The organism is Corynebacterium sp. HMSC070E08 (assembly GCF_001808895.1).
GTDB lineage: Bacteria > Actinomycetota > Actinomycetes > Mycobacteriales > Mycobacteriaceae > Corynebacterium > Corynebacterium hiratae.
This window is the reverse complement of the sequence record NZ_KV794797.1, coordinates 24,198-47,992: the sequence shown is the minus strand read 5'-3', so window position 1 is coordinate 47,992 and position 23,795 is coordinate 24,198. Positions and strand designations below refer to the sequence as shown.

The window sequence follows — 23,795 nt, the reverse complement described above, 5'->3', positions numbered from 1 at the left end:
CTGACAGTAAGGGATTCATGAATAAGAAAGCTCTCGGCATCACTGCTGGCGCTATCGCTGCGGTTCTCCTCGCAGGCGGCGGTGGAATGTACGCACTAACCAGTGGGTCTTCCGATATTCAGCTCACCGCAACCGATGTCACGAAAACCACCAAAGAAGACCTGATCAGTTCCGTCTCCGCCTCCGGAACGGTTTCTGCCGAGCGCGAACTCTCACTGACCACCTCGCTGACCGGCCCCATCCAGTCCTTGGACGCGAAGGTGGGCGACCGCGTCGAGGCCCAGCAGCTGCTCGGCCGCATGGACACCACCGAAACCGAGCGCGAGCTCGAGGCCCAGCGCACCTCCCAGGAGGCCAGCAAGCTCGAGGCCGTCCACCAAATCGAGGATGCCCAGCTCCAGCTGCGCCAGCTTCAGGATTCCCTCGACCAAGGCCTCAACCCCGAGGTCAACAGCGCCCAGTCCGCCGTGAACTCGGCGCAGACCGAGTACGCCGAGGCGCAGCGCAAGCTCGACGATGCCCTCGCCGCCAAGGGCGACCGCCCCGAAATTGCCGAGGCCCGCGCCGCCGTCGAACAAGCACGCTCCGGGGTGCGCGATGCCGAGTCCAAGTCTTTCCAGTCCGCACTGGCCTCCCTCGGCACCGCCACCGAGGATCCTTCCGGAATCAACACCGCCAGCGCTTTCTTGAGCTACCTCGATTCCGATGAGGCCGTGCAGGACTCCGAGCGCCAGCTCAAGCAGTCCGAGGAATCCTATGGTCGCGTCCTCCGCGGCATCGACCGCGAACTAGGCGAACAACAGCGCGCCACCGCCGCCTCCTACCAAGCGGTTGCCGATGCCGAACGCGCGCTGCAAGCCAGCAACCTCGCCATCGAACAGCAGATTTCCTCCCAGTCCCAGGCGGTGAACCACGCGGTGGAATCGGCGGCGTCGGCAAGCGCGAACAACGCCAAGGAAAATGGGCCACTGGAGTACCGGCTCTCCCAGGCCGACCTGCGCTCCCCGCTGGCGGGCGTTGTCACCGCCGTCAATGGCCAGGCCGGCGCCCCGGCCGAAGGCCCCATCCTCACCGTGGCGGATGACTCCACGTTGTTGGTGAAGTCCACGGTCAAGGAGGGCGATATCGCCCGCATCAAGGTCGGCGATGAAGTCACGTTCACCTCGCCGTCGAGCCCCGGCAAGGAATACAAAGGCAAGGTCACGTTCATCTCCCCCACCGCTGAGCAGCCCGATGTCGAGGCTGGCGCAGGCGGCGGCTCCGGCAAGCCAACTGGCTCCTCCAAGCCCGAATTCCCAGTGCACATCCGTGTCGATGGCAACCGCGAAGGCCTGCGCCTCGGTTCCACCACGAAGGTGAAGATCATTACGAAGAAGGATAAGAACGCCATCACCGTGCCGCTCTCCGCCATCTTTGAAGAAGGTGGCAAGAAGAACGTCCTGGTCATCGACAACGGCACGATCCAGGCGCGCGAGGTCAAGGTGGCCAGCGAATCTGATTTCTCCGCCGCCATCTCCTCCGGCCTCAAGGAGGGCGAGACCGTCATCAGCCAGGCGGATACCCACAAGGACATGGTCGGCATGTCCGCCTCCGTCGATGGATCCGATGCTGCGGAAGAGAACGCATGAGCCGCCTCATTGAGATGCGGGGAATCGTCAAACGCTTCAACGAGGGCCTCGACAGCGAGCTGACCGTCATCCCGGGCCTCGATTTCAGCGTGGACGAAGGCGAATTTGTGGCAGTCGTGGGCCAGTCCGGCTCCGGCAAGTCCACGCTCATGAACATCATTGGCTTGCTCGACCGCCCCACCGCCGGCGAGTACCAGCTGGCTGGCGTCGATGCGCTGGCGCTTGGCGACGACAAACTAGCCTCCTTCCGCGGCCAAAAAATCGGTTTCATCTTCCAGAATTTCAATCTGATCGGCCGCATGTCCGCGCTGAAAAACGTGGAGATGCCCATGGTCTATGCGGGCGTTTCGACCCACGAGCGCACCCAGCGCGCGGAAGAGCTTTTGGAGATGGTTGGCATGAGCGACCGCATGAACCACCTCCCCAATGAGCTATCCGGTGGTCAGAAGCAACGCGTAGCCGTGGCCCGCGCCTTGGCCAACCAGCCGGAGATTCTGTTGGCGGACGAGCCCACCGGTGCGCTGGATTCGCAGACCGGCCGCATGGTCATGGACTTATTCCACGAACTGCACCGCACGCATGGAAAGACCATTTTGTTCATTACCCACAACCCGGAATTGGCTGATGAATGCAGCCGCACCGTCACGATGAAGGACGGTGTGCTGTCATGAATTTCGCTGAATCCACCAAGATGGCGCTGACGAGCCTGCGCACCAACAAGATGCGCTCGGCGCTCACACTCTTGGGCGTCATCATCGGCATCGCCGCGGTGATCGCCATCGTCACGCTCGGCCACTCCTTGCAGGCCTCGGTTCAAAAAGACTTGGACAAGGTCGGCGCTAATAACTTCACCGTTCAGGTCAAGGAGCGCCCTGAGGAGGGCGAAGAGGAAGAAGCCGACGATCCCTTCATGGGCGGCGGCTATGTCGAGGACGAGTCCTCGATGCTCACCCCGGACATGCTGGACCGCGCCAAGGAGGTCATGGGGGACCAGATCGCCGGCATCAATATCGGCGAGTACAACTCCTATTCCGGCGCCCTCGTGGTCGAGGGCGAATCCGGGGAGGAGACCGCCAACCTCCTCATCCGCCCGACCAACCCGGACTATGTCTCAGGCTCCTCCTATTCCATCGTGGCCGGGCGCTTCCTCAATGAAGACGATATCGACTCCAGCCGGGCAGTAGCCATGCTGGATAAGGAGACCGCCACCAAACTTTTCGGTGCTCCTGAAGACGCCATTGGCCAATACGTAAGCTTCGAAACCCAAGAGGCCTCCCCGATTGAGCTCGCCGTCGTCGGCGTCTTTGAAGAACCGCAAACCGGCCCTCTTGTGGGCGGTGGTCCCAGCCAATCCGCCTTCGTTCCTTACCCGCTGGAAGCCGAACTTTCCGATTCCCCCGGTGCCGGCACCGCCTTCAGCGAGGTCACCGTTCGCGGCAACCCAGACTTGGATAAGTCCGCGGTGGCCAGCAACCTGCAGCGTGTCTTCGATAGCTATTACAAGGACAACCCGGACTACATGGTCAAAGTGACCGACTTCAGCGATGACCTCGCGTCCTTGAACCAGATCTTCACCACGATGAGCCTGGTGCTCGCGGCCATCGGCGGTATCTCGCTGCTCGTCGGCGGCATCGGCGTGATGAACATTATGCTCATCACCGTCACCGAGCGCACCCGCGAGATTGGCATCCGCAAGGCGCTTGGCGCACGCCGCCGTGATATCCGCATCCAGTTCATCACGGAGGCCATCGTGGTCTGCCTCATCGGTGGACTCATCGGCATCGCCATCGGCACCGCCGCCGGCATGGCGGGTGCGGCCGCCATTGGCTCACTCGTGGCACCGCCGCTGTGGGCGGTTATTCTCTCGCTGCTCTTCTCACTGGCTATTGGCCTTTTCTTTGGCTACTACCCCGCGGGCAAGGCCGCGAAGCTGGACCCGATTGAGGCACTGCGCTACGAATAAGTGTCGCGTCGTCGTTTCAAACGACGGCGCCCCCTAATGCACCACCTTCAGCCCCACGATCCCACCAATAATCATGGCGAGGAATAGCACCTTCCATACCGTGGCCGCCTCGTGCCCGGCGGCGAAGGAATAGATGACGGTGACCACCGCGCCCACGCCGGCCCACACCGCGTAGGCCGTGCCCACGGGGATAGACTTCATGGCCCAGCCCAACCCGCCCATCGAAATGGCGCAGGCAACGAAAAAGACCACCGAGGGCCACAGCCGGCTGAAGCCCTCCGACTTATCCAGCGCCGCCGCCCACACGGCCTCGAAAGCACCAGAGAAAATCAACACGAACCACGACATGGCCAGCCCTTTCTGGCCGTCTTGTCGCGTCACCGGGTACGGCTCCCTCGTCCGGGGCTCGCATAAATCGCGGCGAGCCTGCCCACAATAATGGCACACTGGGCGGCATGAAGATTGCATTTCTAGGTACTGGCCGCATGGGCACTGAACTCGCCCGACACCTCCTCAAGAACCATGAGCTCACCGTTTGGAACCGCACCGCCGAGCGCGCGCAGCCGCTGGTCGATGCCGGCGCTACCCTCGCCGATTCCCCCACCGCCGCCGTAGAAGGCGCAGAGGTCATCATTACCTCGCTCTTTGGCCCCGATGACATCCGTGAGCGAGTCATCGAGACCAATCTCATCCCGGACGGCGTGACCTGGATCGATACCACCACCGTCTCCCCTGACGCCGCTCGCGAATTCGCCGCCGCGGTCGACTCTTATGTCCACGCGCCCGTCGTTGGCTCTCTGGGCCCGGCGCGCGAGGGCAAGCTCGGCGTCTATGTGGGCACGCCTGACGACGACCGCCGCGAACTCGCCATGACCATCGCCGAGTCCTGGGCCGATGAGAACAAGCTCATCGGCGTGGAATCCGCCGCCACCGCGGCGATTGGAAAGCTCCTGGCCAACCTAGCCCTCGCCGTTACCGCCGAGGGCGTACTGGAAGCACTGCACCTCGGCGAGTCTGAGGGCCTCGATTCCGAGGTCATCCTCGAGATGCTCGACATCACTGGCCTGGCCTTTATGAAGAATATGAAGGGGCCGTTCATCACCGGCGAGCGCAACACCACTCCGGGTGACTTCACCGTGGATGCCCTGTGCAAGGACGCCAAGCTCATGGAGATGACCGCCAACAAGCCGCTGCCTGCAGTGGCCGCCGCCATCGAGCGCTTTGAGGAGCAGCAGGCCATGGGCCACGGCGACCAGGACTTCTCCTCCATCTTCGTCTTCCGCAACAAGGGCTAGGCCCGAGCGTTTAGACGGCCCGCTTTCCGACGAGCCCGCGCAGCACCTCCTCCAGCTGCGTGTTATCCCCCGTGTCCTGGCTGTGAAAGCGCGCGGCAATAAACTCCGCGCGTACGCGGCTATCACTCGCTAGCCGCTCCACATTAAGTTGGTATCCTGCCGCCGTAACCAGCGCGTCAAAGAACACCGTCTGTGTGCGGGTGTTGCCTTCTCTAAAGCTGTGCACCACATTGAGCTCGCCCCACAGCTCCGCCAGCTTGGCCACAAACTCATCAATCTCTAGGCCGCGCAGAAAATCATCCTTCGCCAGCCCCGCAAACAACTTCTCTGCTGCCTTCGTCATTTCCGGCCCCGCCGGATAGTAGGCATGCCCAGCCTTAATCATGAACTGGTCTGTAGGGGCAGTCCGCTCTTCACCCGCCCATTCATACACATCCTGAAAAAGATGTCGATGTATGTCCTTGAAGTGCGCGTAGTCAAAAGCACCTTCCAGAGGAACTATGTAAAGCTGAGCAATTCGAGCGTTGACGGCAACGGTTTCAAGATGATTCAGTCGTTCTAAGTCTGGCTCCCCAAAGGGATGTTCCTCACTTAAGAAGAGATTGCGCAGAGTCCTCGTACCTGGAATGTAGTAGTCATCCCAATTCTTTTGTCTCATCCCCCGATTCCTCCCATAACTTAATTGAGCTGGGACTTAGCCTTCGTGATAGCTTCATCGACCGTCATCTCTCCTGAAGCGACGGCACGGACAAGCGCTTCCTGCTCCGCATCCATATCGTGCCCAGCCAACAGCGATACCCCCTTGGCAAACGTCACGCTATCTTCAACGCTCTTCCCTGTTCCTACTGTGCTTGTCATGTGGGTATCCTCCCGAGTTTTCAACTACATTTTCTCTCATTTTAGCAGCTCACAACACCAATCCCAAGGGCGCTTCCCATCTCGAGAACAACGTTCAGGGCGTGCATTTTGCTAAACTTCATCAATAAGTTTTGACTATTGTCAGCCGCCCAATGCAAGGAGTTCGCCGCCCACCAATGCTTTCCATCGACGCCGATTATGGGCATTCCACGCCCCTTGGACATCTTGAGAAGGACTTCGCCCCAGGCCGCATCTATGGCCTCGCTGGGCCCAACGGTTCAGGTAAATCCACGTTACTTGCCACGCTCGGCGGTGAGCTTGCGCCTCTCGAAGGCTCAGTGGAGTGCGACGGCCGTCCCGTCGGCACGAAGGAGCAGCCGGGTGCTGTGATTACGGTAGCCGAGCCGGTTTTTCTCCCCGACCTCACCGTGGGCGAGCACCTGGACTTGATAGGAAAGGCGGCAGGGGTGGACGTCGCCAAGCTCTGCGAGCTCTGGGCGCTTGAGCCTCTCCTTCCACACCCTGCCTCGCGCCTGTCCTCGGGCCAGCGCCAGCGCGTGTTTCTGGCTGCCCAGCTGTACCAGCCGGCGCGTGCTTTGCTTATCGACGAGCCCGAGCGCCACCTCGACGCCACCTGGACCGAGTTCCTCGCAAGCGAATTGCGCTACCTAGCCGACGAGGAGAATCGCTGCATCGTCGTGGCCTCGCATTCCGACACCATCACCCAGGCCTGCGACGAGGTGGTGCAGCTGTGATGCGCGTGCTATCGCGGCTAGGTGATGGCATTTGGTACCTCATCCTCGCCGGCATCGTCTTCGGCTTCGGTTATACAGTCTGGCAAGAAGTCGGCGCAGTCCTGCCTATCATCCCGGCCCGCATCGCGCTAACTAGCGTCGCCCCGATTGCCGCCGTCGTGGGACTGCTCGCGCTCATGGTGCTCACCGAGGTTCTCTATCCCCTGCGCGCATTATCGCGGGAGCGTTGGGTCTACGTCGATCGCCCGCGCGGCAGGCTCCGGGGTACAGACTGGATCACGTGGGCGCAGCTGGTCGGCTTCGGGGTGTTGGGGTTCGGCATCTGCGTGTCCACCGGGCTATCCCCGTGGTTCGCGCTTGTGGTGCCAGCCCTGCGTTTCGTCGTGGGGTGGCGCTCGTTCACGCTGGCTTCGCTTCTCAGCGCTGGGCGCACGCGCCTGGTCGGTGGATCTGGCCTTGGCCTGCTTGATTCGGAGGTCACCTCTGATGCCATTGCGAGCCAGTCCGCGTGGATTCCTCGTCGCGCCCATGCGCCCTCCACGTTGACGGGCCTCTTCTTCCGTCGTCTGGGACGACGATGGTACATCGGCGTCGGTGCGCTCGCGGCCCTCGGCTTGACGTTGGGGTTCGCCCCACAGCTCGGGGCGCTGGCTATCGTTGGATTCATGTCCGCGTGGAGCATCGTCGGCGCGGCGGTTGGGCGCGCCGCCTCCTTCGGCCGCGTCAGCGACGATGCATGGCCCGACTGGGGCCTTCCCCTTATCGCTTCTGTGGGCACGGCGCTTCTTGGTGCCGGTGTCCTCCTCTTGGTGTGGAAGCTCTCCGCCATCGCAGTGGTGCTCATCATCGCCGGTCTTAGCTGGGCGTCGTTTAAGCGTTCCCGCCCGGCACAGGTAGACAGCATGTCCATGCTGGATAGCGGCGGCTTCGGTGTTTCCTTCTCCCCCGAGGTGCTGCACTACATCACCCGCGGCGCCCTCGGCCTTGGCGTGGCGGCCCTTGCGCTGGGGTATTAGTCGGGGCTAGTCTTTCGGGCATGAAGATTTTTTCCTAATTCGACGTCACACTTTTACGCGACTTACTCGAAGGTGGATTTCTTCATGCCTATTTCTTTTTCTCATCTCACCGTCACCTGGCCCGACGGCACCCCTTGTTTCACGGACCTCAGCGGCACGTTTTCCTCCCACTTCACGGGCTTAGTTGGGGCGAATGGTTCCGGAAAATCAACGCTAGCCAAGGTACTTGCTGGTCTCATTGCCCCGACTTCGGGAACGGTATCCGCGGGCTCAGTCCTCTATGTCGACCAGGATTTAGGTCTCCATACGTCTGACACCATCGCCGAAGTCTTTGGCGCAACAGAGATCCTCAGTGCCATTGCCCGCATTGAGGCTGGCGAATACTCGGAAGAGCTCGCTGCCGCTGTTGGTGAGCAGTGGGATCTAGCAGAACGCATCGAGGCGGCTCTCGACGCTGCGGGTATCCCCTTCCCGCTGGATCGCACTATCGGCACATTGTCGGGTGGTGAAGCCGTGACCGTAGCACTGACAGCTGCTTTCTTTCGCAAGCCGGATTTCCTGTTCCTCGACGAGCCCACCAACAACCTAGATTCTGCATCGCGCCAACGCTTACTCGAGCTCATTCGCACCGCGGCGATGCCGGTTCTCGTCGTCTCACACGACCGCGAACTCCTCGAGCGCGCGGATTGCATCGCGGAGCTCTACCACGGCACACTCCGCGAGTTCGAGGGAAACTACTCCTCCTACCGCGCAACGATTGATGCCGAGCAGGATTCCGCGCAGGCCAAGGTCCGGGAAACTAAGGCCGAACACCGCAAACAAATCCGCGAGCGCGCCGCTATGCAGACCCGCATCGCCCGCGATGCCCGCCGCGGCAAGAACTTCGCCGCCTCGAAGCGCAAACCCGGCATGGCCATGGGCTTAGACAAGAACCGTTCCGAGCGCTCGGCCGCTGGGCGCTCCCAACAGGCCAACGATGCAGTGGCTGCCGCCCAGTCGGCGCACGACAAGGCGCAGCGCGCGCTTCGCGACGACACCCAGGTCCACATCGATCTCCCCGGCACTGAGCTGCCCGCGGGCACCCGCGTGCTGGTCAGCGATCTGCTGAGTATTACTGGCCCCGAGCGTGTTCGCCTCGCCGGGCCAAACGGCAGCGGCAAGACCACCTTCCTCAACCGCATCGCCCGCGGAGACGTCGAGTACGCGCTGCCCTGCGGGTACATCCGCCAACGCATCGTCTTGCCCGCGGAGAAATCGGTGTTCGACATCGTGCGGGAGGCCAACCCCGGCGCGGACCCGCAGTTCCTGCGCGACCAGCTGGCCCAGATGCTCTTTATCAACGACAAGATCCACCAGCCCGTGGGCCAGCTTTCTGGTGGCGAGCGCTTCCGCGTCGAAATCGCTCGCGTCTTGCTCAGCGATCCGGCACCGCGCTTCCTGCTTCTCGACGAACCGACAAACAACCTCGATATCCCCACCACCGACTGGCTGATTGAGGTGCTCACGAGCTACCGCGGGGCATTCATCCTGGTCAGCCACGACGAGCACGTATGCGAGCGGCTAAACCTAACGCGCACTGTTCACGTGGCCTCATAAACTGAAACCTCTCTAGCGCTCATCCCCTTTTCGTTGTACAGTTTCTTGTACAAGAAGGGAGATAGCTTATGAAAACCATGTCTTACTCGGAATCGCGAGCAAGATACGCCGAGGTCCTACAGTCGGTCGTTGATGACCGTGAGGAAGTCATCATCACTCGCAATGGTCATGAGTCTGCAGTCATCGTTTCCTTAGATGACTACAACTCTCTTCGCGAAACCGCATACCTTCTGCGTTCCCCTCGCAATGCCCAGCGCCTGCTTGACTCCATCGAGAGTCTCAACGCCGGGGAAGCAACGGAGCACGAGCTCGTTGAGGAAGATTAAGCTTCATGATTCTTTCGTGGACAGAGGAAGCATGGGAGGACTACCTCTGGTGGCAAGCTCACAACAAGAAGATCCTCAAGAGAATCAATAGCCTCATTAAAGACATTGCACGAAACGGCAATGAAGGGATAGGAAAGCCCGAACCACTCAAGTTCGAGTTGGCCGGGTTCTGGTCTCGGCGAATTACCGAAGAGCACCGACTGATCTATCGCATTAAGGGCGCGACCATCGAGATTGCTGGGTGCAGATACCACTACTAGCTAGTTGACGAGCGCCTGCGCGGCAGCGCGGGCGCCGGCAATAACGGCGGGCACGCCGACTCCATCAGCCCAGGCGCCGGCGGTGGCGATACCGGGGACGTCGGCAAGCTTGGCGCGGACCGCGGCAACGGTGGCCAGATGCTTTTCGTCATAGCGGGGGATGCCGCCGAACCAGCGCTGCGTGTAGATCTCCTCCACGCCGGCGGCGCGGCCGTCGAAGCCTGTGATCTTCTGCAGGTCATCGAGGGCGTAGTCCACCAGGTCATCCTCCTCCGCGCGCACGAGGGCGTCATCGCCGAAGCGGCCGAAGGAGGCGCGCACGAGGAAGCCCTCGCGCTCGTTCAGGTGCGGCCACTTATTAGAGGAGAGAGTGAAGGCCTTGGCGCGCAGGTCAGGCTCATCGGAGGCGACGAGGATGCCGGTGGCCTCCGGAAGGGAGTTGCCCTCCGGATCCGTGGCGGAGGCGAAATTGAAGCCGACAACCACAGAGGAAGCCAGCTGGACGGTGGACAGCTCCTGGGCGGCCTCGGGGGCTACGGCCTTGAGCAGGCGCGCGGTGGTCGGTGCCGGGGTGGCAAAGAGCACGCGGTCGAAGGGGCCGATAGCCCCCGGCGCGCCCTTGACCTCGAAGGCATCGCCCTTGCGCGTCACGCCGGAGACGAAGGTGTCCAGGTGGATCTGCGCACCGGACTTGTCAGCCAGGGCCTCGTAAAGCTCGGCGTAGCCGCCCTTGAAGGTTCCAAAGACGGAGCCTTCGGCCGGGCTGCGGCCGGACTCGATCTGCTTGATTGCGGCCGACAGCGTGACGGGGCCGTCCTTCGCCAGTGTGTCCAGCGTGGCCGCCAGGTGCGGAACCGTGGCGCGCAGGCCTAGGTCGTCGGCCGTACAGGAGTACACACCGCCGAGCAGCGCGGAGACCACGTGGTCCACCACGTCATCGCCGTACTGCTGGCGAACGAGCTGACCCACAGAGACATCCCCGCCGATCTCCCACTCGAAGGGCTGCTCGTTGGTGATGCGCTCGTTGGTCGCCTCGGAGAAGAAGTCCTGCGGCTCGGAAGGAATACCCATGACCCCGCCCTGCGGCAGGAAGTGCAGCTCGCCGCCGGTGTACACGCGCGGGCGCAACTCCGGATTGGGCTCCACAAAGGAATCCTGCAGGCCGAGCTCCGTGAAGAAGTCCACGGCGTCCTGGCGGCGGCGGATGAAGGCCTCCGCGCCCATGTCCGTCGGACCGCCGTTGAAGGCCACGGTGTGCAGCTTGCCGCCGATGCGATCCGCTGCTTCAAAGACGAAGATGTCGTGGGAGCCCTCAGTGTTCTGCTTGATTTCCCATGCCGCGGTGAGGCCCGCGAGGCCCGCACCGATGATCGCGATCTTCATTTAGCCCTCCTCGTGGATGATGGCGACGGCACGGGTAATGGCCTCCGCCTCCGTGGTCGGCAGCACGCCGTGGCCAAGGTTCCAGATGTGTCCACGCAGGTTGCCTGCCGCGCGGGCGGCATCTATTTCTGCCTTGATGGCGCGTACTTCCTTGCGCACCGCATCCTCGCCGGCGAACAGCAGGGCTGGGTCGAGGTTGCCCTGGAGAATGTCCGCGTTGACGCGGGCCGCGGCGGCATCCATGCTCACGCGGTAGTCCACGCCCATGACCTCAGAACCGGCCTCCGACATCGCGCCGAGCAGCTCGCCAGTCCCCACGCCGAAGTGAATGCGCGGCACGCGGCCTTCTGCGACCTTAAGGATCTGCTCCGAATAAGGCAGCACGAACTCGCGGTAATCGCGCTCATTGAGGTAACCCGCCCAGGAATCGAAGAGCTGCATGGCGTCGATGCCGGCATCCAGCTGGAGCTCCAAGAAAGAAATGATCGTCGGGGTCAGGCGCTCCATGAGCTGGTGCCAGGTCTCCGGATCGGAATGCATGAGCGCCTTGGTACGCTCGTGGTTCTTCGAGGGGCCGCCCTCAATGAGGTAGCTGGCCAAGGTGAAGGGTGCGCCGACGAAGCCGATGAGGGCCTGCTTGTCGGTGAGCTCGCTCAGAATGATCTCAATGCCTTGGCGGACCTCGGGCACATCCACGTCGAGGATAGGCAGGTTGTCCACGTCCTCCGTGGTGCGCACGGGTGCATCCATGACGGGGCCGCGGCCGGGGACGATCTCCACGCCAACGCCCGCGGCTTTGAGCGGGACGACGATATCGCTGAACAAGATGGCGCCGTCGACATCGTGGCGGCGCACCGGCTGCAGGGTGATCTCCGCGAGGAGCTCCGGCATGAAACAGGAATCCAGCATGCTGATTCCCTCGCGCACCTTGCGGTACTCCGGCAAAGAGCGCCCCGCCTGGCGCATGAACCAGACGGGCGGGCGGGAGGGCGTGTGGCCAGTAGCGGCAGCAATTAGCGGCGCATCAGACAGTCGAGACATACCGTCCATTATGAATCAAAAGTTGGAGTAGGCGCCAATCAGGAGTTTTGGGCGCGACGGGCCTTGATGAAAGCCGTTGAATCCGGGTGAAAGAGGAAGTAGATGGCCACCATGAGCGCCATCGGGATAAGCAGCAAGAGCAGCCCGCCCACGCCCGCGATCAGCGCCGCAATGCTGACGAACATGGTGTAGGCAGACACCGCGGTGATGATGCGGCGCGCCCATACTGAGCCGCTTGCCAGCTGCGCGGAGCAGGCCGCGATGATGACGGCACCCACCACGTTGGAGATGGCCGCAAAACGCGTGTTGAAGCGGATATAGTCCACCTGCTCCGGGCTGAGCTGGGTGTTCGTCACCGATGTATAGGAACCAAAGATCCCCACCATTCCGGCGGTGAGCATGACAATTGCGGCAATCACGCAGACCCAGTAGGCAATGTGCAGCTGCGAAGGCCAGGTGGAAAAGTCTTGCTCACCCTGCTTCTTAGGGCGGCGTGGGCGGCGGTTATAGTCCGCGGGACCGGGGCGCTCGCTCATCGCTTGCCGTCCTTGTTGTCTTCTTTCTCCCTGTCCTTTTCTTTATTGTCCTTGTTCTTCTTCTCGCGCTCCTCCAGGTTTTCCTGGCGGCGCTGCTCCTCCATCTCCTTGCGCATCTGGCGCAGCTGCTCCATCTCGCCGGTGTACTCGAGCACCTCTTCCTTGGTGGAGAACATCAAGCCCATCACGGCCGCCACGCCGACGAGGATCTGCACGGCACCATCGAGTAAGAAGAGCCAATCCGGCGCGCTCGCCCCGGCGGGGCTGCTGATGAAGACGATGAGCACGCGGAGGCCAAAGTAGAGGGAGAAGGCGAACCACAGGCGCCGGCCAGTACCGGCTGCCTTGGAGTTCTTGTGGATAAAGCCCAGCATGATGCCCAACAGCACCACGATGGCGAGTGAAATCAGCGAGCTAAACGCCACCGAGCCATAGCCCACGAGCTGTACGAGGGCATCGCTGACGTCCTGCCCGGACTTCTCCGCTGCGGACTCCGCCGTAGTGCGGGCCTGGGCAAAGAGCTCCTCCCTATTCAGCAGGGTCAGCACGATGCTCAAGACCAGGTGCACCACCTCGAGCACCAAGGCAACGGTCCACACCTTGAGCATGAGGGAGACGGCTTCGGTGCGCTTGGCCTGCTCCTTATCCGGCTCCGTATCCTGCTTCGCCGGCTTGTGTGCCGACGGCGTAGTGTTCGGGCTGAACGTCACGATTCTCCTTTTACTTGAGCAAGCGGGCGGCGTCCGTGGCGAAGTAGGTCAGGATCTGATCCGCGCCCGCGCGCTTGAACGCGGTCAAGGACTCCAGCATAACGGCCTCGCCATCGATCCACCCGTTCTGGGAAGCGGCCTGAATCATCGCGTACTCGCCGGAGACCTGGTATACAGCTACCGGCACGGAGGAGCGCTCGACAGCACCGGCCAGCACATCGAGGTACGGCAGGCCAGGCTTAACCATGACGATGTCCGCGCCTTCCTCGATGTCCAGGTCCACTTCCAGCATGGACTCGCGGAAATTACGCGGGTCCTGCTGGTAGGTGCGGCGGTCGCCCTCCAGGGAGGAGCCCACGGCATCGCGGAAGGGGCCGAAGAAGGCCGAAGCGTACTTGGCCGAGTAGGCCATGATGGCAACATCCTCGTGGCCGGCCTCATCGAGGGCCTCGCGGATCGCGGCAATCTGACCATCCATCATGCCGGAAGGGCTGACCATGTGCGCGCCAGCACGGGCCTGGGAGCGGGCCATATCCTGGTAGAGCTCCACGGTTTCATCGTTGAGCACGCGGCCCTGGTCATCGACCACGCCGCAGTGGCCGTGGGAGGTGAACTCGTCGAGGCAGGTATCCGCCATGACGATGAGGTCATCGCCGAATTCCTGACGCAGCTCCGCAATCGCCACGTTGAGGATGCCCTGCGGGTCCCAGGCCACGGAGCCGGTCGCGTCCTTATCCTCTTCGCGCGGCACGCCGAAGAGGTCAACGCAGGTCACGCCCGCATCGAGGGCCTCGTGCGCGGCACGCTTGAGGGAATCCAGGCTGTGCTGCTGCACGCCCGGCATGGAGGGGATATCACGGGGTTCGTTCAGACCGTCGACCACGAACATCGGGAGGATGAGGTCGGAGGGGCGCAGCGAGGTTTCCGCAACCAAATCCCTAAAAGCCGGGTTCTGACGTAGGCGGCGGGGGCGGCGAGCAATGCTCATGAGTAAAAACTCTCCTTTGAGCTACGAGAAAATTGAACTACCTTCTCGACTCTAGTCGCCCCTCTCCTGCCCGCCCAGAAGCGGTCTACGCCGTCTTCTTGCGCGAGCGGCGCTTCTTGCGCGGAGCAGGAAGGTTGCCGGCAGCGCGCAGGGCCGCGACGTGGTCAGCGAGGGCGTCGACAAGCATCGGCACGTCCGCGACCTCCGGGACCACGTCCACGCGCAGGCCCACTTCCTCGGCCGCCGCCTTGGTGGAGGGGCCGATGCAGGCGATGATGGTGCGGGCATGCGGCTTGCCGGCAATGCCGACGAGGTTGCGTACCGTCGACGGCGAGGTAAAGGCCACGGCGTCGAAACCGCCAGTCTTGATCATGTCGCGGATCTCCGCGGCCGGCGGGGCCGCACGAACGGTACGGTAGGCCACGACATCATCGACTTCCCAGCCCAAGTCCAGCAGGCCAGTCACCAGCGCCTCGCCTGCAATATCGGCGCGCGGCAGCAGCACACGCCCCACAGCGTCGATGTCTTCAACATAGTTTGGGAAAACCTCGACGAGACCCTCGGCGTTCTGCTTCGTTGCCGGCGGCAGCAGCTCCGGGACCATGCCCTTAGAGCGAATCGCATCGGCGGTCTTCTGCCCCACCGCGGCGAGGTGCACGCCGGCGAAATCGCGGGCATCGAGGCCGAGTTCCGCAATCTTCTTCCACACCGCGCTCACCGCATTGACGGAGGTGAACACGACCCACTTGTAGCGGCCTTCGACGATACCCTTGATGGCGCGATCCATCTGCGCCGGATTGCGTGGCGGTTCCACGGAGATGGTGGGCACCGACTGCGGGATAGCGCCGTGACCAGCCAGACGGGCGCTCATCGCCGCGGCCTGCTCCTTCGTGCGCGGCACCAGCACGCGCCAGCCATAGAGCGAACGGTTCTCCCACCAGGAGTACTTCGAGCGATCATCAAAGCTGCGACCCAGCGTGACCACGAGCTCGCCCGGCAGCTCAGCATCAAGTTTGCCCAGCGTGCCCAGCGTGGTCTCGTGGGTGCGCTGCAGGCGCGTGGTGCCGTGAACGGTGACATATGCTTCCGTCTCCGCGGGCATTCCGCGCTCCACCAACTCGGCGGAAATGACCGGCAGGTCATCCGCCGTGGCCTGCAAAACCAGCGGCTGCGTCGCGGTGGCCAGCGCGTCCCAGTCCGCCCCTTGCGTGATATCAGCCTCGGTGTACGTGGCACCGAGAGCAATGCCCGCAAAGGAGGGAACCGTCGAAGGCAGAGACATGCCCGGAACCACCTGGAATTCCATGCCTGCGTTGGCCACGGCGGTAATCTCCGCCTTGATGGATTCGCGGTTGAGCGGGTTACCGGTAACCAGGCGGATCACGTCGTGGCCCTCGGCGCGCTCGAGCGCGTTACGCAGTTGCTTGACGACGTCCCCCTCGACCTCCTCAAAGACCGCCGCCGTCGGCGGTGCTGGGCGCGGCGGCTTGCGGCGCGCGCCCGCTTCCTTGGCCGCGGCGCAGATGCGCTCGTACTCTTCCTCGGCGGCGTCGAGAAGCTCCTGCGGAACCGGCACCTGCTGCGCCACCATGTCGCGCACGCCCTGCGAAACCCCCGCGTCGGTGACAACGTTAGCGGTGGTCTCCAGAACCTCGCGGGCGCGGACGGTCAGCAGATCAGGATTACCTGGGCCGGCACCGACGAAGACGACTTTGCCCAGATCAGACTTACCCAGCTCAGGCTGGGTATCCGGCACGGCATTGCTCATAAGGTTCTTTTCTAGTTTGTGGGTTCCGAGTGCCCCAGCGCCGAAGCGTGGCAGGCGCGGGATGGAGATAAGAAAGCCCCTCACTCGCGAGTTAAGGGGCCCTTAATCATTGCTCTCAATGATCGTGTGCTAGATACACACTAAAGGAAAAGGCCCGAAACCAAAAATCTACGTGCGATTACTCCGCTGCCAGTAGGTCTGCAGCTCCCTGCGCGAAGAGCTCCTTGGAGACCGCGCGCCCCAATTCTTCAGCCTCGTCCGCTGTTCCCTGAGCCTGAGCGATCAGCTGGCGGGAGCCGTCGAGAGCGAAGACCCCACCGCGCACGACAAGCTGATCGCCCTCCCAGTGGGAGGTAGCGGCCACCGGCGCGGTGCACCCAGCCTCCAGTTGGGAGAGCACGGTGCGCTCGGCGCGGGTGGCGGCGGTAGCGGGGGCGTCGGCAAGCAGGGCGATGGCCTTCGCCGCCTCGGTTCCCTTCACTGCCTCGATGGCCAGCGCGCCCTGCGCGGGCGCGGGCATGAAGAACTCCGGATCGAAGACCTCGGTGGCGCGATCCGCGTAACCCGCGCGCACGAGGCCGGCGTAGGCCAGGAGGACAGCGTCGAGCTCTCCGCTGGTGACCTTGCCCATGCGGGTATCGATATTGCCACGCAGCGGACGGATGTCTAGATCCGGGCGCATCGCGCGCAGCTGGCTGATGCGGCGCGGCGCAGACGTGCCCACGCGCGCACCCTCCGGCAGCTCCTTGAGGGTCAGGCCATCGCGGGCAATAAGTGCTTCGCGCACGTCCTGGCGCTGCGGAACCACGAGGTCGAAGCGCTCGTCGGCAGCCGTGGGCAGGTCCTTAAAAGAGTGCACTGCGATCTCGCACTCGCCGCGGTCGACGGCCTCACGCAGGGCCTGGGTAAACACGCCCACGCCGATGCGCTCCACGGGAGCCATGTTGACATCCCCCTGCGTGGTGACGATGTGCAACTCGGCTTCATAGCCTTCCTGCTGCAGCCACTCTTGCACGTGGCCAGACTGAGTCGTGGCCAGGAGGGATCCTCGGGTACCGATCTTCAACATCTATGCGTCCTTTTCTTCCTTAGTGCTTTCCGCGGCTTCCATCTGCGCGGCGTCCGGCAGCTCCGCCACGTCCACGGCGACGCCGCTGCCCTCCAGCTGGAGTCCAAAGAGTTCCTGCAGCGCGGTCTCATGACTCACGGTTCCAGAGTTAGCCGCGAGCTGCTTCGCGCGAACCGTGGGCTCGTGCAGCAGCTTATCCGCAACACGCTTGAGCGCGCGATTGATATCTCCCATCTGGCGCTCGTCCAGCTCCGGGTGCTTCTGCTCCATTCGCGCCACCTCGCACTGGACCAGGTTTGCCGCCCGCTTGCGTAGTGCTGATACCGCCGGGACGACGTCGCGGACGCGCTGCTCGGAGGCATAGGCTTCCAGCTCTTCGCTAACGATGCGCCGCGCCTGCGTGTGCGGGCTGGTGCCGGCTGCCAGGTCGGTGTCGGCTGCCTGCAGGGAGTTGCTGAGCCTCTCGATGTTGACCAAATCGACTCCCTCGACCTCTGCCACAGCGTCATCAATATCGCGCGGCAGAGAGAGATCCACGAGCATCAGCTCGCGGTCGGCTACGTGATAGCGCTCGACGTCGGCCGCCGTAATAGTGAAACCCTGGGCTCCCGTGGCGGAAATTGCCACATCCACATCCCGCAAGGCCTGGGCGCGCTCCGAGAAGTCGATAACGTCCGCGTACACGCCCGCCTCATGGGCATGCTGTGCCACGCGCTCCGCACGGGCAATGGTGCGGTTCGCGATAATTAGCTGCGCACCCAGGCGCCCCGCGTGCGTTGCCGCGAGCGAGGCCATCGCGCCTGCGCCCAAGATGAGCACGCGCTTGCCCGCGAGATCTTCCCTGCCCATGCGGCTCAGCGCCTGATCAAAAGCAAAGGAGACCATGGAGGAGCCCGCCTCATCGATCTCGGTTTCCGAATGCACCCGCTTGCCGGTACGCAGAGCGGACTGCGCCAGCGCATGGATGCACGGGCCGACGGTTCCTTGCTCCGAAGCAAACTGGTAGGCGGCTCGCACCTGACCGATGATCTGCTGCTCACCTACCACCATCGAGTCCAAGCCTGAGGCCACCATCATGAGGTGCTCAGCGGCGGCGTCGGCATAGCGCACATAGAGATAGGAGCGCAGCTTCTCCTCCTCCACCCCGGAAACTTCAGCGAGGTTGCGCACGACATCCTGGACCCCGGTGTGGAAAGAGTTGGTGACGGTGTAGACCTCGAGGCGGTTGCAGGTGGAGATAATCATCGCCTCGCTCAACGAGCCTGCCGACACCATGGCCCGGCAAGTGTCATTCTGCACGGTCTCGTCCATGCTCAGCTTTTCCAGCAGCGCCACCGGCGCCGACTGATGCGACATGCCCACGACGAGCACACTCATGCACAACCCTCCAGTTTTGCATCATCCCTTTGGATGACATAGATCATCCAAAAGACTACTAGTTGTCATCTCGTTTCCGAAACTCACGGAAGTGCCCACAGAAAGCTAGTCCGCCAGCGCCTGAGCTAACTCCTCATTGTCCACTTCCCAGCAGGAGAATTCCTCTCCATCAATAACCACAACAGGAACGCGATCGCCGTATTCCATGGCCAGCTCTGCATCCTCATCGACGTTGCGCACCTTAAGCTCTGCCCCAGCGTGACGGACCACCGGGGTAATCTGCTCCAGCACGCGCGCGCAGGAGCCGCACGTGGTACGCACCATCAGTTCGACGACGTGGGACATAAAGCTCTCCTCGGTAGGACGTAGAACGTTTCGCGGTTTACTATGGACACGTTAGTCCGCCCACCCTATGAAAGCTGAACGCGTGCCCCTCCCGCTCCCTCCTGGTATGCCCGATTCTCCCCGCGAGTTCCTTGCCAATTGGACCGCAAGCAGGGGAAACTTGCGCAATTTCCTGGAGCAACAGGCTTTCGCCCCGCTCGGCGAAGAGCACCAGCGCGCAGCCGGTGAGGCGTCGGCAGCCGCCGCCGTGGAGCACCTCTTCGGTATCGACCTGGACGCCTTCTCCTCCGGCATCGATTCCGTCCAGGGTTCCTTCGAATCGGCGGGGTCGCGCTCCATAACCGAGCCCGACCCAGACATCCCCCAAGACGCCGGCGCTGCTGCCTTCTTCGACGTGGATAACACCTTGGTCCAAGGGTCCTCGCTCGTGTCCTTTGCCTTGGGCCTCGCGCGGCGTCGCTACTTCAAGCTCTCAGAGATCCTTCCCATTGCCTGGAAGCAGCTCAAGTTCCGCATTTCCGGATCGGAGAATGCCGCCGACGTGGCCGCTGGGCGCGTGCAGGCGCTCGAGTTCGTCAAGGGTCGCTCGGTAGATGAGATGGTGGCCTTGTGCGAGAGCATCGTGGACCAATCGATGGCCCGGAAGGCCTACCCGGGCACGAAGCAGCTGGCGCAGATGCACCTCGACGCCGGCCAGCAGGTGTGGCTGGTCACCGCCACCCCCGTGCAGCTGGCGCAGATTCTGGCGCAGCGCTTCGGTTTCACGGGCGCGCTCGGCACCGTGGCGGAGGTTAAAGATGGTCGCTTCACCGGCCGCCTCGTCGGCGATATCCTCCACGGCCCAGGTAAAAAGCACGCCGTGGCGGCGCTGGCCACCTTGGAGAACCTCGACCTTGAGCGTTGCACTGCCTACTCCGACAGCGCCAACGATGTCCCGATGCTCTCCATGGTGGGGACCCCCGTGGCCATTAATCCCGACTCCAAGTTGCGCGATATCGCCGAGGAAAAAGGTTGGCTCATCCGCGACTACCGCTCGGTACGCAAGGCCGTGCGCACCTACGGCCTCCCGGCACTCGCCACCGCGCTCTTCTCCTATGGCAGCTGGCGCTTCGTGCGCCGCTAACTGCTGTTTTGAGCCTTAGTGCGCAGCATGTCCATGCACATGACCGCACCAATCAACCCTGCATGCTGCTGCGGGTCCAGCCCCGGCGCGATGCTGAGGCGGTAGGTATTCTTACCGGCTAGGAACCTGCCCACGCCTCCCCACTCGTTGCGCACCTCTGCCAGCGGCTGCCCCTGGCTGGTAATCGTGATATTCCAATCCCAGACATCGCCTTCAATCTCGATCTCCGGGAAGCCCTCCATTTCTAGGCTCAGGCGCGTCTTGAACATGGCAAACCGCTTGGTCACGATCGCCATGGGCTTCTCGACGCCCGGCAGATACACCTCATAGGTATCCTGCACGAAGTTGGGCGGATCCTTGATCACCATGAGCGGCTGTTGCGGGTTTCCCTGCTCATCCGTGAAGGCAACTTGAAGGCTGCGGGAGGCGTTGAAGAACATGTCCTTCAGGCTCGTCGACTGCAGAATCGTCCCGACGGGCACGCCCTCGTCATCGGCGATCAGGAATTCATCCTGCATGAAGGACTTGGTCTGCGAAATAACCAGGCTGTCAAGAGTGAGGAGTCGAGGCAACATAGTTCGCCATTTTACGTACGCGATGAGCTCCTGTGGGGTGAGAAGGATGACACTCCCCACTCGGTTTATAGTGACAAATACACGATCCATAACTCTCACCCAGATATCCCAATAATGCCTGGTAGAGATAGATGTCCGGGACATGTTTTATAGTTCGTTTAGAACATATCATCGACACTTCAAACCCGGGGGATACCGTGAATACCGCCACCCAAACCGCCTACTTTTCCCATATGAACCCTGACTGCGCCCTCGCCGTGGAGCGCAGCGCCGCTCGCCGTGCAGACTACCGCTCGTGGGTAGCTGCCATGCCAGACCTCGATGAGGATTTCGGTGTCGCGTGCCAGAGGTTCGTCACCAAGCTTGGCGTCGGGGACTACACCGTTAGTGAATGCTGTCTAGCCGTGCACCGCCTCACGGAGCTACCGCAGGTCAAGGCCCTACAAGACAGCCAGTTCTTGCTCGATATGAAAGCGCTCATCACCATCGACCGCACCTTGACCAAGCTGGGCGCGCTGCCTGCGGAAACACTCGCGCTTATCGACGACGCCCTTGTCACCTTCTTCACCCCTACCTCCCCGAACCAGGTCTTTCCCACCCCAGCGCAGATTGGGCGAAAGGTGCGCGATATCTGCAAGAGCATCAACAAGTCTTTTTCCTTCCGCGATTCCCCGAAGAAGGACTCATATACTTTTACCGATACTGGCGAGCGCGGCATCCTCGAGCTCAATACCGATAGCGCCACGGGCATGATTTTGGATGGCTACATCAAGCAGGCAGCAAAGGAAAACGGCCTTTCACAGGCCGATGCCCTGAAGAAGCTCATCGCCGGCAGTATCTCTCCGCCCGCGACCGTCATTCTGCACACCTATCAAGCCAGCGATATCGACAACGCTCCCACCTTCGTCCAAGGGCATGGTTGGACGTCACAGGACATTCCCGCAACACGCACGCGCGACCTTTCCTCGCAGCCGCCGGAGTCAGCCAGCTACGTTTGTTCAGAGCTCATCCGCAAATACGTGGAGGGCCGGGACGGCACCTGCCGCGCTCCGGGATGCAACCGGCCGGCCTACCTGTGCCAAATGGACCACCGCATTAACTACGCCGATGGTGGCGCCACGCACCCGCGCAACTTGGCCAGCCTGTGCCAGCACCACCACAACATGAAGACTGATGGGCGCGCGCACTACATCATGGATCCGCATACTGGGGACATCGTGTGGCTCTACGAGGACGGAACGTGGGCCATGACGGAGCCGACTGGCCCGCTGGCAAAGAAGACGAAGCGTTGGGCCCAGACGGTAGCCCAAAAGATCACGGCCACCCGCGAGCGCGCCTACGAGGAAGCACAAGAGGCTCACAACGCGCACGACGCTGCCGAGGAACCCCGCACCCCCAGCACCCCGCAGGAAGATATTCCGTTCTAAGCGGTGTCGTCGTTTGAAACGACGGCGCGGTCATCTGAAATGACGGGAAGGAGAAAAGATACCAGAAACTCCCCGCCACGATCCTGAAAGGACCATGCGGGGAGTTGCAGGCGAAGCTTTACTTGCCCAGCTTGCGACGCTGAACGCGGGTGCGACGCAGCATCTTGCGGTGCTTCTTCTTGGACATGCGCTTGCGGCGCTTCTTGATGACAGAACCCATAGTAGGTTTCCTCACTTTCGGTATCAGTACGTACGTAAACCGGCCGGCAACGCCTGGAATGAAACCACACACGGTGCACTCGTGGCGGCCCCTGCGAAACAGGGAGACACAGGCATACCAGTGCCGAAACGAATGCTCACTATCTTACCTAGCGGCCTGCCCAGCACCAAAACTAAGGGCAGCGCCCACCGCCGCGGACCGCGAGGGTCCGCAGTGGTGGGCGCTGTCAGAGAGAGGTGTGCGCTAGGCTCCGTACACGGAAGCCTCAAGGTATTCCTTGACGGCGGATTCGTGAACGCGGAACGAGCGTCCCACGCGCACTGCCGGCATGTCACCTGCATGAACCAACCTGTACACCGTCATCTTGGAGACACGCATGATCTCCGCAACTTCGGCGATGGTCAGGAAAGTTCCCTTATCTTCATTCGTCATAGTTTATTTAACCCTTCAGCACGTGACGCGCTGTAGGCTTCCCCTCCCACAGGACTATCACGCACGCGCTCCTGCCAGCTTAGCGTGAAACCTGTGACTAATGCGACCCAAGTGCTAATTCTTTCCTCTTTCACACCGTTGTTCCCCATCAAGCCCGAATGACAACAGGTGTCACATCGCTCCCAGGGCGGTGGAGAACTCTAGGCAAGTTCCTGCGCACGCTGGGAACATGCCTCAGCGGCGCGGAAAAAGGCGCCTCGAAGTCCGGACTCCTCGAGCTCGCGAAGGGCAGCGGCAGTGGTTCCCCCCGGGGAGGTTACCCCTGCGCGCAAAGCGACCGGATCCTTACCGGATTCAGCCAACATTTCACCCGCGCCCTGTGCAGTGCGGGTGGCCAGCTTCTCGGCAACGTCGCGGGTGAGGCCGAGTTGTACGCCGGCATCAATGAGCGCTTCGGTGACTAGGAAGTAGTAGGCAGGTGCAGAGCCGGCCAGGGCGGTAGCGGCATCGATGTGTTTTTCTTCGATGACGGCGACCTCACCGACGGCCTCCAGCAGTTTGACCACGCCGTCGAGCTGCTCCTTCGTGACGTGGGAACCACCCGCGCAGGTGCACATGCCCTTGCCCACCAGCATGGGGGTGTTCGGCATGACGCGGACGACGGGAACGCCCTCGCCGGAGGCCTTCTCCAGGGTGTCGAGGGTCAGACCAGCCGCCATGGAGGCGACCACAGCTGTCTTGGGGATGTCGAGGCCCTCGAGAAGCTCGACGATGGCATAGGGCTTCACACACGCAAAGATGTAGTCGGCGCCGTCGATCGCCGCGGCGTTATCGCTGGTAACACTCACACCGTAAGTGTTCTTCAGCTCCTCACCGCGCTCGGAGCGGCGGTTGGTCACCACAATGTCTGCGGCCTCGTAGCCTGCATTCACGAGCCCGGAAACTAGGGCCTCGCCGATTTGTCCTCCACCAAGTACTGCAATTTTTGTCATGCTTCCCAGGGTGCCAGAAAGGCTGGAACGCGGCCACCAGGTCAAGGCTTTGCCCGCAGGTTGACCCCGCGCATACAAAAGGCATCTGTCAGAAGGCGTTTTCCAGGGGTAC

General features: G+C 62.3%; 27 protein-coding genes and 1 riboswitch. Of the genes, 11 read left to right on the top strand and 16 right to left on the bottom strand.

Annotated features, from left to right (window positions below):
- The first annotated feature begins 17 nt into the window (after window positions 1–17).
- The 3 genes from HMPREF2526_RS11255 to HMPREF2526_RS11245 are packed head-to-tail and all read left to right on the top strand — an operon-like array spanning window position 18 to window position 3,591.
- A complete protein-coding gene (locus tag HMPREF2526_RS11255) occupies window positions 18–1,628 on the top strand; it encodes a permuted SH3 domain-containing protein (protein ID WP_049154851.1) in 1,611 nt (536 codons plus the stop codon).
- Window positions 1,625–2,299, top strand: coding sequence for an ABC transporter ATP-binding protein (locus tag HMPREF2526_RS11250; RefSeq protein WP_049154852.1), 675 nt, complete (start codon window positions 1,625–1,627; stop codon window positions 2,297–2,299). Before HMPREF2526_RS11255 ends, HMPREF2526_RS11250 begins: the two co-directional genes overlap by 4 nt.
- On the top strand, window positions 2,296–3,591 hold the full coding sequence (locus tag HMPREF2526_RS11245; protein ID WP_070547310.1) for an ABC transporter permease: 1,296 nt from the start codon (window positions 2,296–2,298) through the stop codon (window positions 3,589–3,591). The genes HMPREF2526_RS11250 and HMPREF2526_RS11245 overlap by 4 nt, the downstream gene beginning before the upstream one ends.
- A gap of 33 nt (window positions 3,592–3,624) precedes the next feature.
- On the opposite strand, the gene HMPREF2526_RS11240 is transcribed toward HMPREF2526_RS11245, so the two are convergent.
- A complete protein-coding gene (locus HMPREF2526_RS11240; RefSeq protein WP_046647795.1) occupies window positions 3,625–3,939 on the bottom strand; it encodes a DMT family transporter in 315 nt (104 codons plus the stop codon).
- Window positions 3,940–3,950: 11 nt separating this feature from the next.
- Window positions 3,951–4,021: riboswitch (guanidine-III (ykkC-III) riboswitch) on the bottom strand.
- A 25-nt stretch (window positions 4,022–4,046) separates the two neighbouring features.
- On the opposite strand from HMPREF2526_RS11240, the gene HMPREF2526_RS11235 reads away from it, so the two are divergent.
- A complete protein-coding gene (locus HMPREF2526_RS11235) occupies window positions 4,047–4,886 on the top strand; it encodes an NAD(P)-dependent oxidoreductase (RefSeq protein ID WP_070547309.1) in 840 nt (279 codons plus the stop codon).
- A gap of 10 nt (window positions 4,887–4,896) precedes the next feature.
- On the opposite strand, the gene HMPREF2526_RS11230 is transcribed toward HMPREF2526_RS11235, so the two are convergent.
- Both HMPREF2526_RS11230 and HMPREF2526_RS11225 read right to left on the bottom strand, forming a co-directional pair.
- Window positions 4,897–5,544 (bottom strand): Fic/DOC family protein, encoded by a 648-nt coding sequence (locus HMPREF2526_RS11230; RefSeq protein WP_070513427.1) that lies wholly within the window; start codon window positions 5,542–5,544, stop codon window positions 4,897–4,899.
- A gap of 20 nt (window positions 5,545–5,564) precedes the next feature.
- On the bottom strand, window positions 5,565–5,744 hold the full coding sequence (locus HMPREF2526_RS11225) for an antitoxin VbhA family protein (protein WP_070513429.1): 180 nt from the start codon (window positions 5,742–5,744) through the stop codon (window positions 5,565–5,567).
- Window positions 5,745–5,920: 176 nt separating this feature from the next.
- Here HMPREF2526_RS11225 and HMPREF2526_RS11220 point away from each other — a divergent pair, with 176 nt between their 5' ends.
- The 5 genes from HMPREF2526_RS11220 (at window position 5,921) to HMPREF2526_RS11200 (ending at window position 9,697) form a co-directional block, all read left to right on the top strand.
- Window positions 5,921–6,499: an ABC transporter ATP-binding protein gene (locus HMPREF2526_RS11220; RefSeq protein WP_070516500.1), complete on the top strand. Its 579-nt coding sequence runs from the start codon at window positions 5,921–5,923 to the stop codon at window positions 6,497–6,499.
- Window positions 6,499–7,515: an ABC transporter permease gene (locus HMPREF2526_RS11215; protein ID WP_070547308.1), complete on the top strand. Its 1,017-nt coding sequence runs from the start codon at window positions 6,499–6,501 to the stop codon at window positions 7,513–7,515. Before HMPREF2526_RS11220 ends, HMPREF2526_RS11215 begins: the two co-directional genes overlap by 1 nt.
- 84 nt (window positions 7,516–7,599) lie before the next feature.
- Entirely contained in the window at window positions 7,600–9,111 is a 1,512-nt protein-coding gene (locus HMPREF2526_RS11210) for an ABC-F family ATP-binding cassette domain-containing protein (protein ID WP_070547307.1), read from the top strand.
- 68 nt (window positions 9,112–9,179) lie between these two features.
- On the top strand, window positions 9,180–9,437 hold the full coding sequence (locus tag HMPREF2526_RS11205) for a type II toxin-antitoxin system Phd/YefM family antitoxin (protein WP_046647800.1): 258 nt from the start codon (window positions 9,180–9,182) through the stop codon (window positions 9,435–9,437).
- A 5-nt stretch (window positions 9,438–9,442) separates the two neighbouring features.
- Entirely contained in the window at window positions 9,443–9,697 is a 255-nt protein-coding gene (locus HMPREF2526_RS11200) for a Txe/YoeB family addiction module toxin (protein ID WP_046647801.1), read from the top strand.
- On the opposite strand, the gene HMPREF2526_RS11195 is transcribed toward HMPREF2526_RS11200, so the two are convergent.
- The 9 genes from HMPREF2526_RS11195 to HMPREF2526_RS11155 all read right to left on the bottom strand — a co-directional run bounded on the left by HMPREF2526_RS11195 (window position 9,698) and on the right by HMPREF2526_RS11155 (window position 18,914).
- Window positions 9,698–11,080, bottom strand: coding sequence for a protoporphyrinogen oxidase (locus HMPREF2526_RS11195; protein WP_070547306.1), 1,383 nt, complete (start codon window positions 11,078–11,080; stop codon window positions 9,698–9,700).
- Window positions 11,081–12,121 (bottom strand): uroporphyrinogen decarboxylase, encoded by a 1,041-nt coding sequence (hemE, locus tag HMPREF2526_RS11190; RefSeq protein WP_049154861.1) that lies wholly within the window; start codon window positions 12,119–12,121, stop codon window positions 11,081–11,083.
- Window positions 12,122–12,159: 38 nt separating this feature from the next.
- A complete protein-coding gene (locus HMPREF2526_RS11185) occupies window positions 12,160–12,657 on the bottom strand; it encodes a tellurium resistance protein TerC (protein WP_070547305.1) in 498 nt (165 codons plus the stop codon).
- Window positions 12,654–13,367, bottom strand: a complete 714-nt coding sequence (locus HMPREF2526_RS11180; RefSeq protein WP_046647805.1) for a hypothetical protein — start codon at window positions 13,365–13,367, stop codon at window positions 12,654–12,656. The genes HMPREF2526_RS11185 and HMPREF2526_RS11180 overlap by 4 nt, the downstream gene beginning before the upstream one ends.
- A gap of 10 nt (window positions 13,368–13,377) precedes the next feature.
- Window positions 13,378–14,355, bottom strand: coding sequence for a porphobilinogen synthase (hemB, locus tag HMPREF2526_RS11175; RefSeq protein WP_049154862.1), 978 nt, complete (start codon window positions 14,353–14,355; stop codon window positions 13,378–13,380).
- 85 nt (window positions 14,356–14,440) lie between these two features.
- Window positions 14,441–16,123, bottom strand: a complete 1,683-nt coding sequence (locus tag HMPREF2526_RS11170; protein ID WP_049154863.1) for a bifunctional uroporphyrinogen-III C-methyltransferase/uroporphyrinogen-III synthase — start codon at window positions 16,121–16,123, stop codon at window positions 14,441–14,443.
- Window positions 16,124–16,301: 178 nt separating this feature from the next.
- Window positions 16,302–17,192, bottom strand: coding sequence for a hydroxymethylbilane synthase (hemC, locus tag HMPREF2526_RS11165; RefSeq protein WP_070547304.1), 891 nt, complete (start codon window positions 17,190–17,192; stop codon window positions 16,302–16,304).
- Window positions 17,193–18,569, bottom strand: coding sequence for a glutamyl-tRNA reductase (locus tag HMPREF2526_RS11160; protein WP_070547303.1), 1,377 nt, complete (start codon window positions 18,567–18,569; stop codon window positions 17,193–17,195).
- A 105-nt stretch (window positions 18,570–18,674) separates the two neighbouring features.
- Complete coding sequence (locus HMPREF2526_RS11155) at window positions 18,675–18,914, bottom strand: glutaredoxin family protein (RefSeq protein WP_070547302.1); 240 nt, start codon at window positions 18,912–18,914, stop codon at window positions 18,675–18,677.
- A 106-nt stretch (window positions 18,915–19,020) separates the two neighbouring features.
- Here HMPREF2526_RS11155 and HMPREF2526_RS11150 point away from each other — a divergent pair, with 106 nt between their 5' ends.
- Window positions 19,021–20,037: an HAD-IB family hydrolase gene (locus tag HMPREF2526_RS11150; RefSeq protein WP_046647811.1), complete on the top strand. Its 1,017-nt coding sequence runs from the start codon at window positions 19,021–19,023 to the stop codon at window positions 20,035–20,037.
- On the opposite strand, the gene HMPREF2526_RS11145 is transcribed toward HMPREF2526_RS11150, so the two are convergent.
- Complete coding sequence (locus HMPREF2526_RS11145) at window positions 20,034–20,612, bottom strand: LURP-one-related/scramblase family protein (RefSeq protein ID WP_049154870.1); 579 nt, start codon at window positions 20,610–20,612, stop codon at window positions 20,034–20,036. The two genes, HMPREF2526_RS11150 and HMPREF2526_RS11145, sit on opposite strands and share 4 nt — an antisense overlap.
- A gap of 197 nt (window positions 20,613–20,809) precedes the next feature.
- Between HMPREF2526_RS11145 and HMPREF2526_RS11140 the strand changes: the two genes are divergently transcribed.
- Complete coding sequence (locus tag HMPREF2526_RS11140) at window positions 20,810–22,039, top strand: HNH endonuclease signature motif containing protein (protein ID WP_070547301.1); 1,230 nt, start codon at window positions 20,810–20,812, stop codon at window positions 22,037–22,039.
- A 118-nt stretch (window positions 22,040–22,157) separates the two neighbouring features.
- On the opposite strand, the gene HMPREF2526_RS13070 is transcribed toward HMPREF2526_RS11140, so the two are convergent.
- The 3 genes from HMPREF2526_RS13070 to proC form a co-directional block, all read right to left on the bottom strand.
- A complete protein-coding gene (locus HMPREF2526_RS13070) occupies window positions 22,158–22,259 on the bottom strand; it encodes a 30S ribosomal protein bS22 (RefSeq protein WP_003855542.1) in 102 nt (33 codons plus the stop codon).
- Window positions 22,260–22,502: 243 nt separating this feature from the next.
- Window positions 22,503–22,691: a helix-turn-helix domain-containing protein gene (locus tag HMPREF2526_RS11135; RefSeq protein WP_010189818.1), complete on the bottom strand. Its 189-nt coding sequence runs from the start codon at window positions 22,689–22,691 to the stop codon at window positions 22,503–22,505.
- A gap of 200 nt (window positions 22,692–22,891) precedes the next feature.
- Window positions 22,892–23,683, bottom strand: coding sequence for a pyrroline-5-carboxylate reductase (gene proC / locus HMPREF2526_RS11130; protein ID WP_049154646.1), 792 nt, complete (start codon window positions 23,681–23,683; stop codon window positions 22,892–22,894).
- Window positions 23,684–23,795 lie beyond the last annotated feature (112 nt).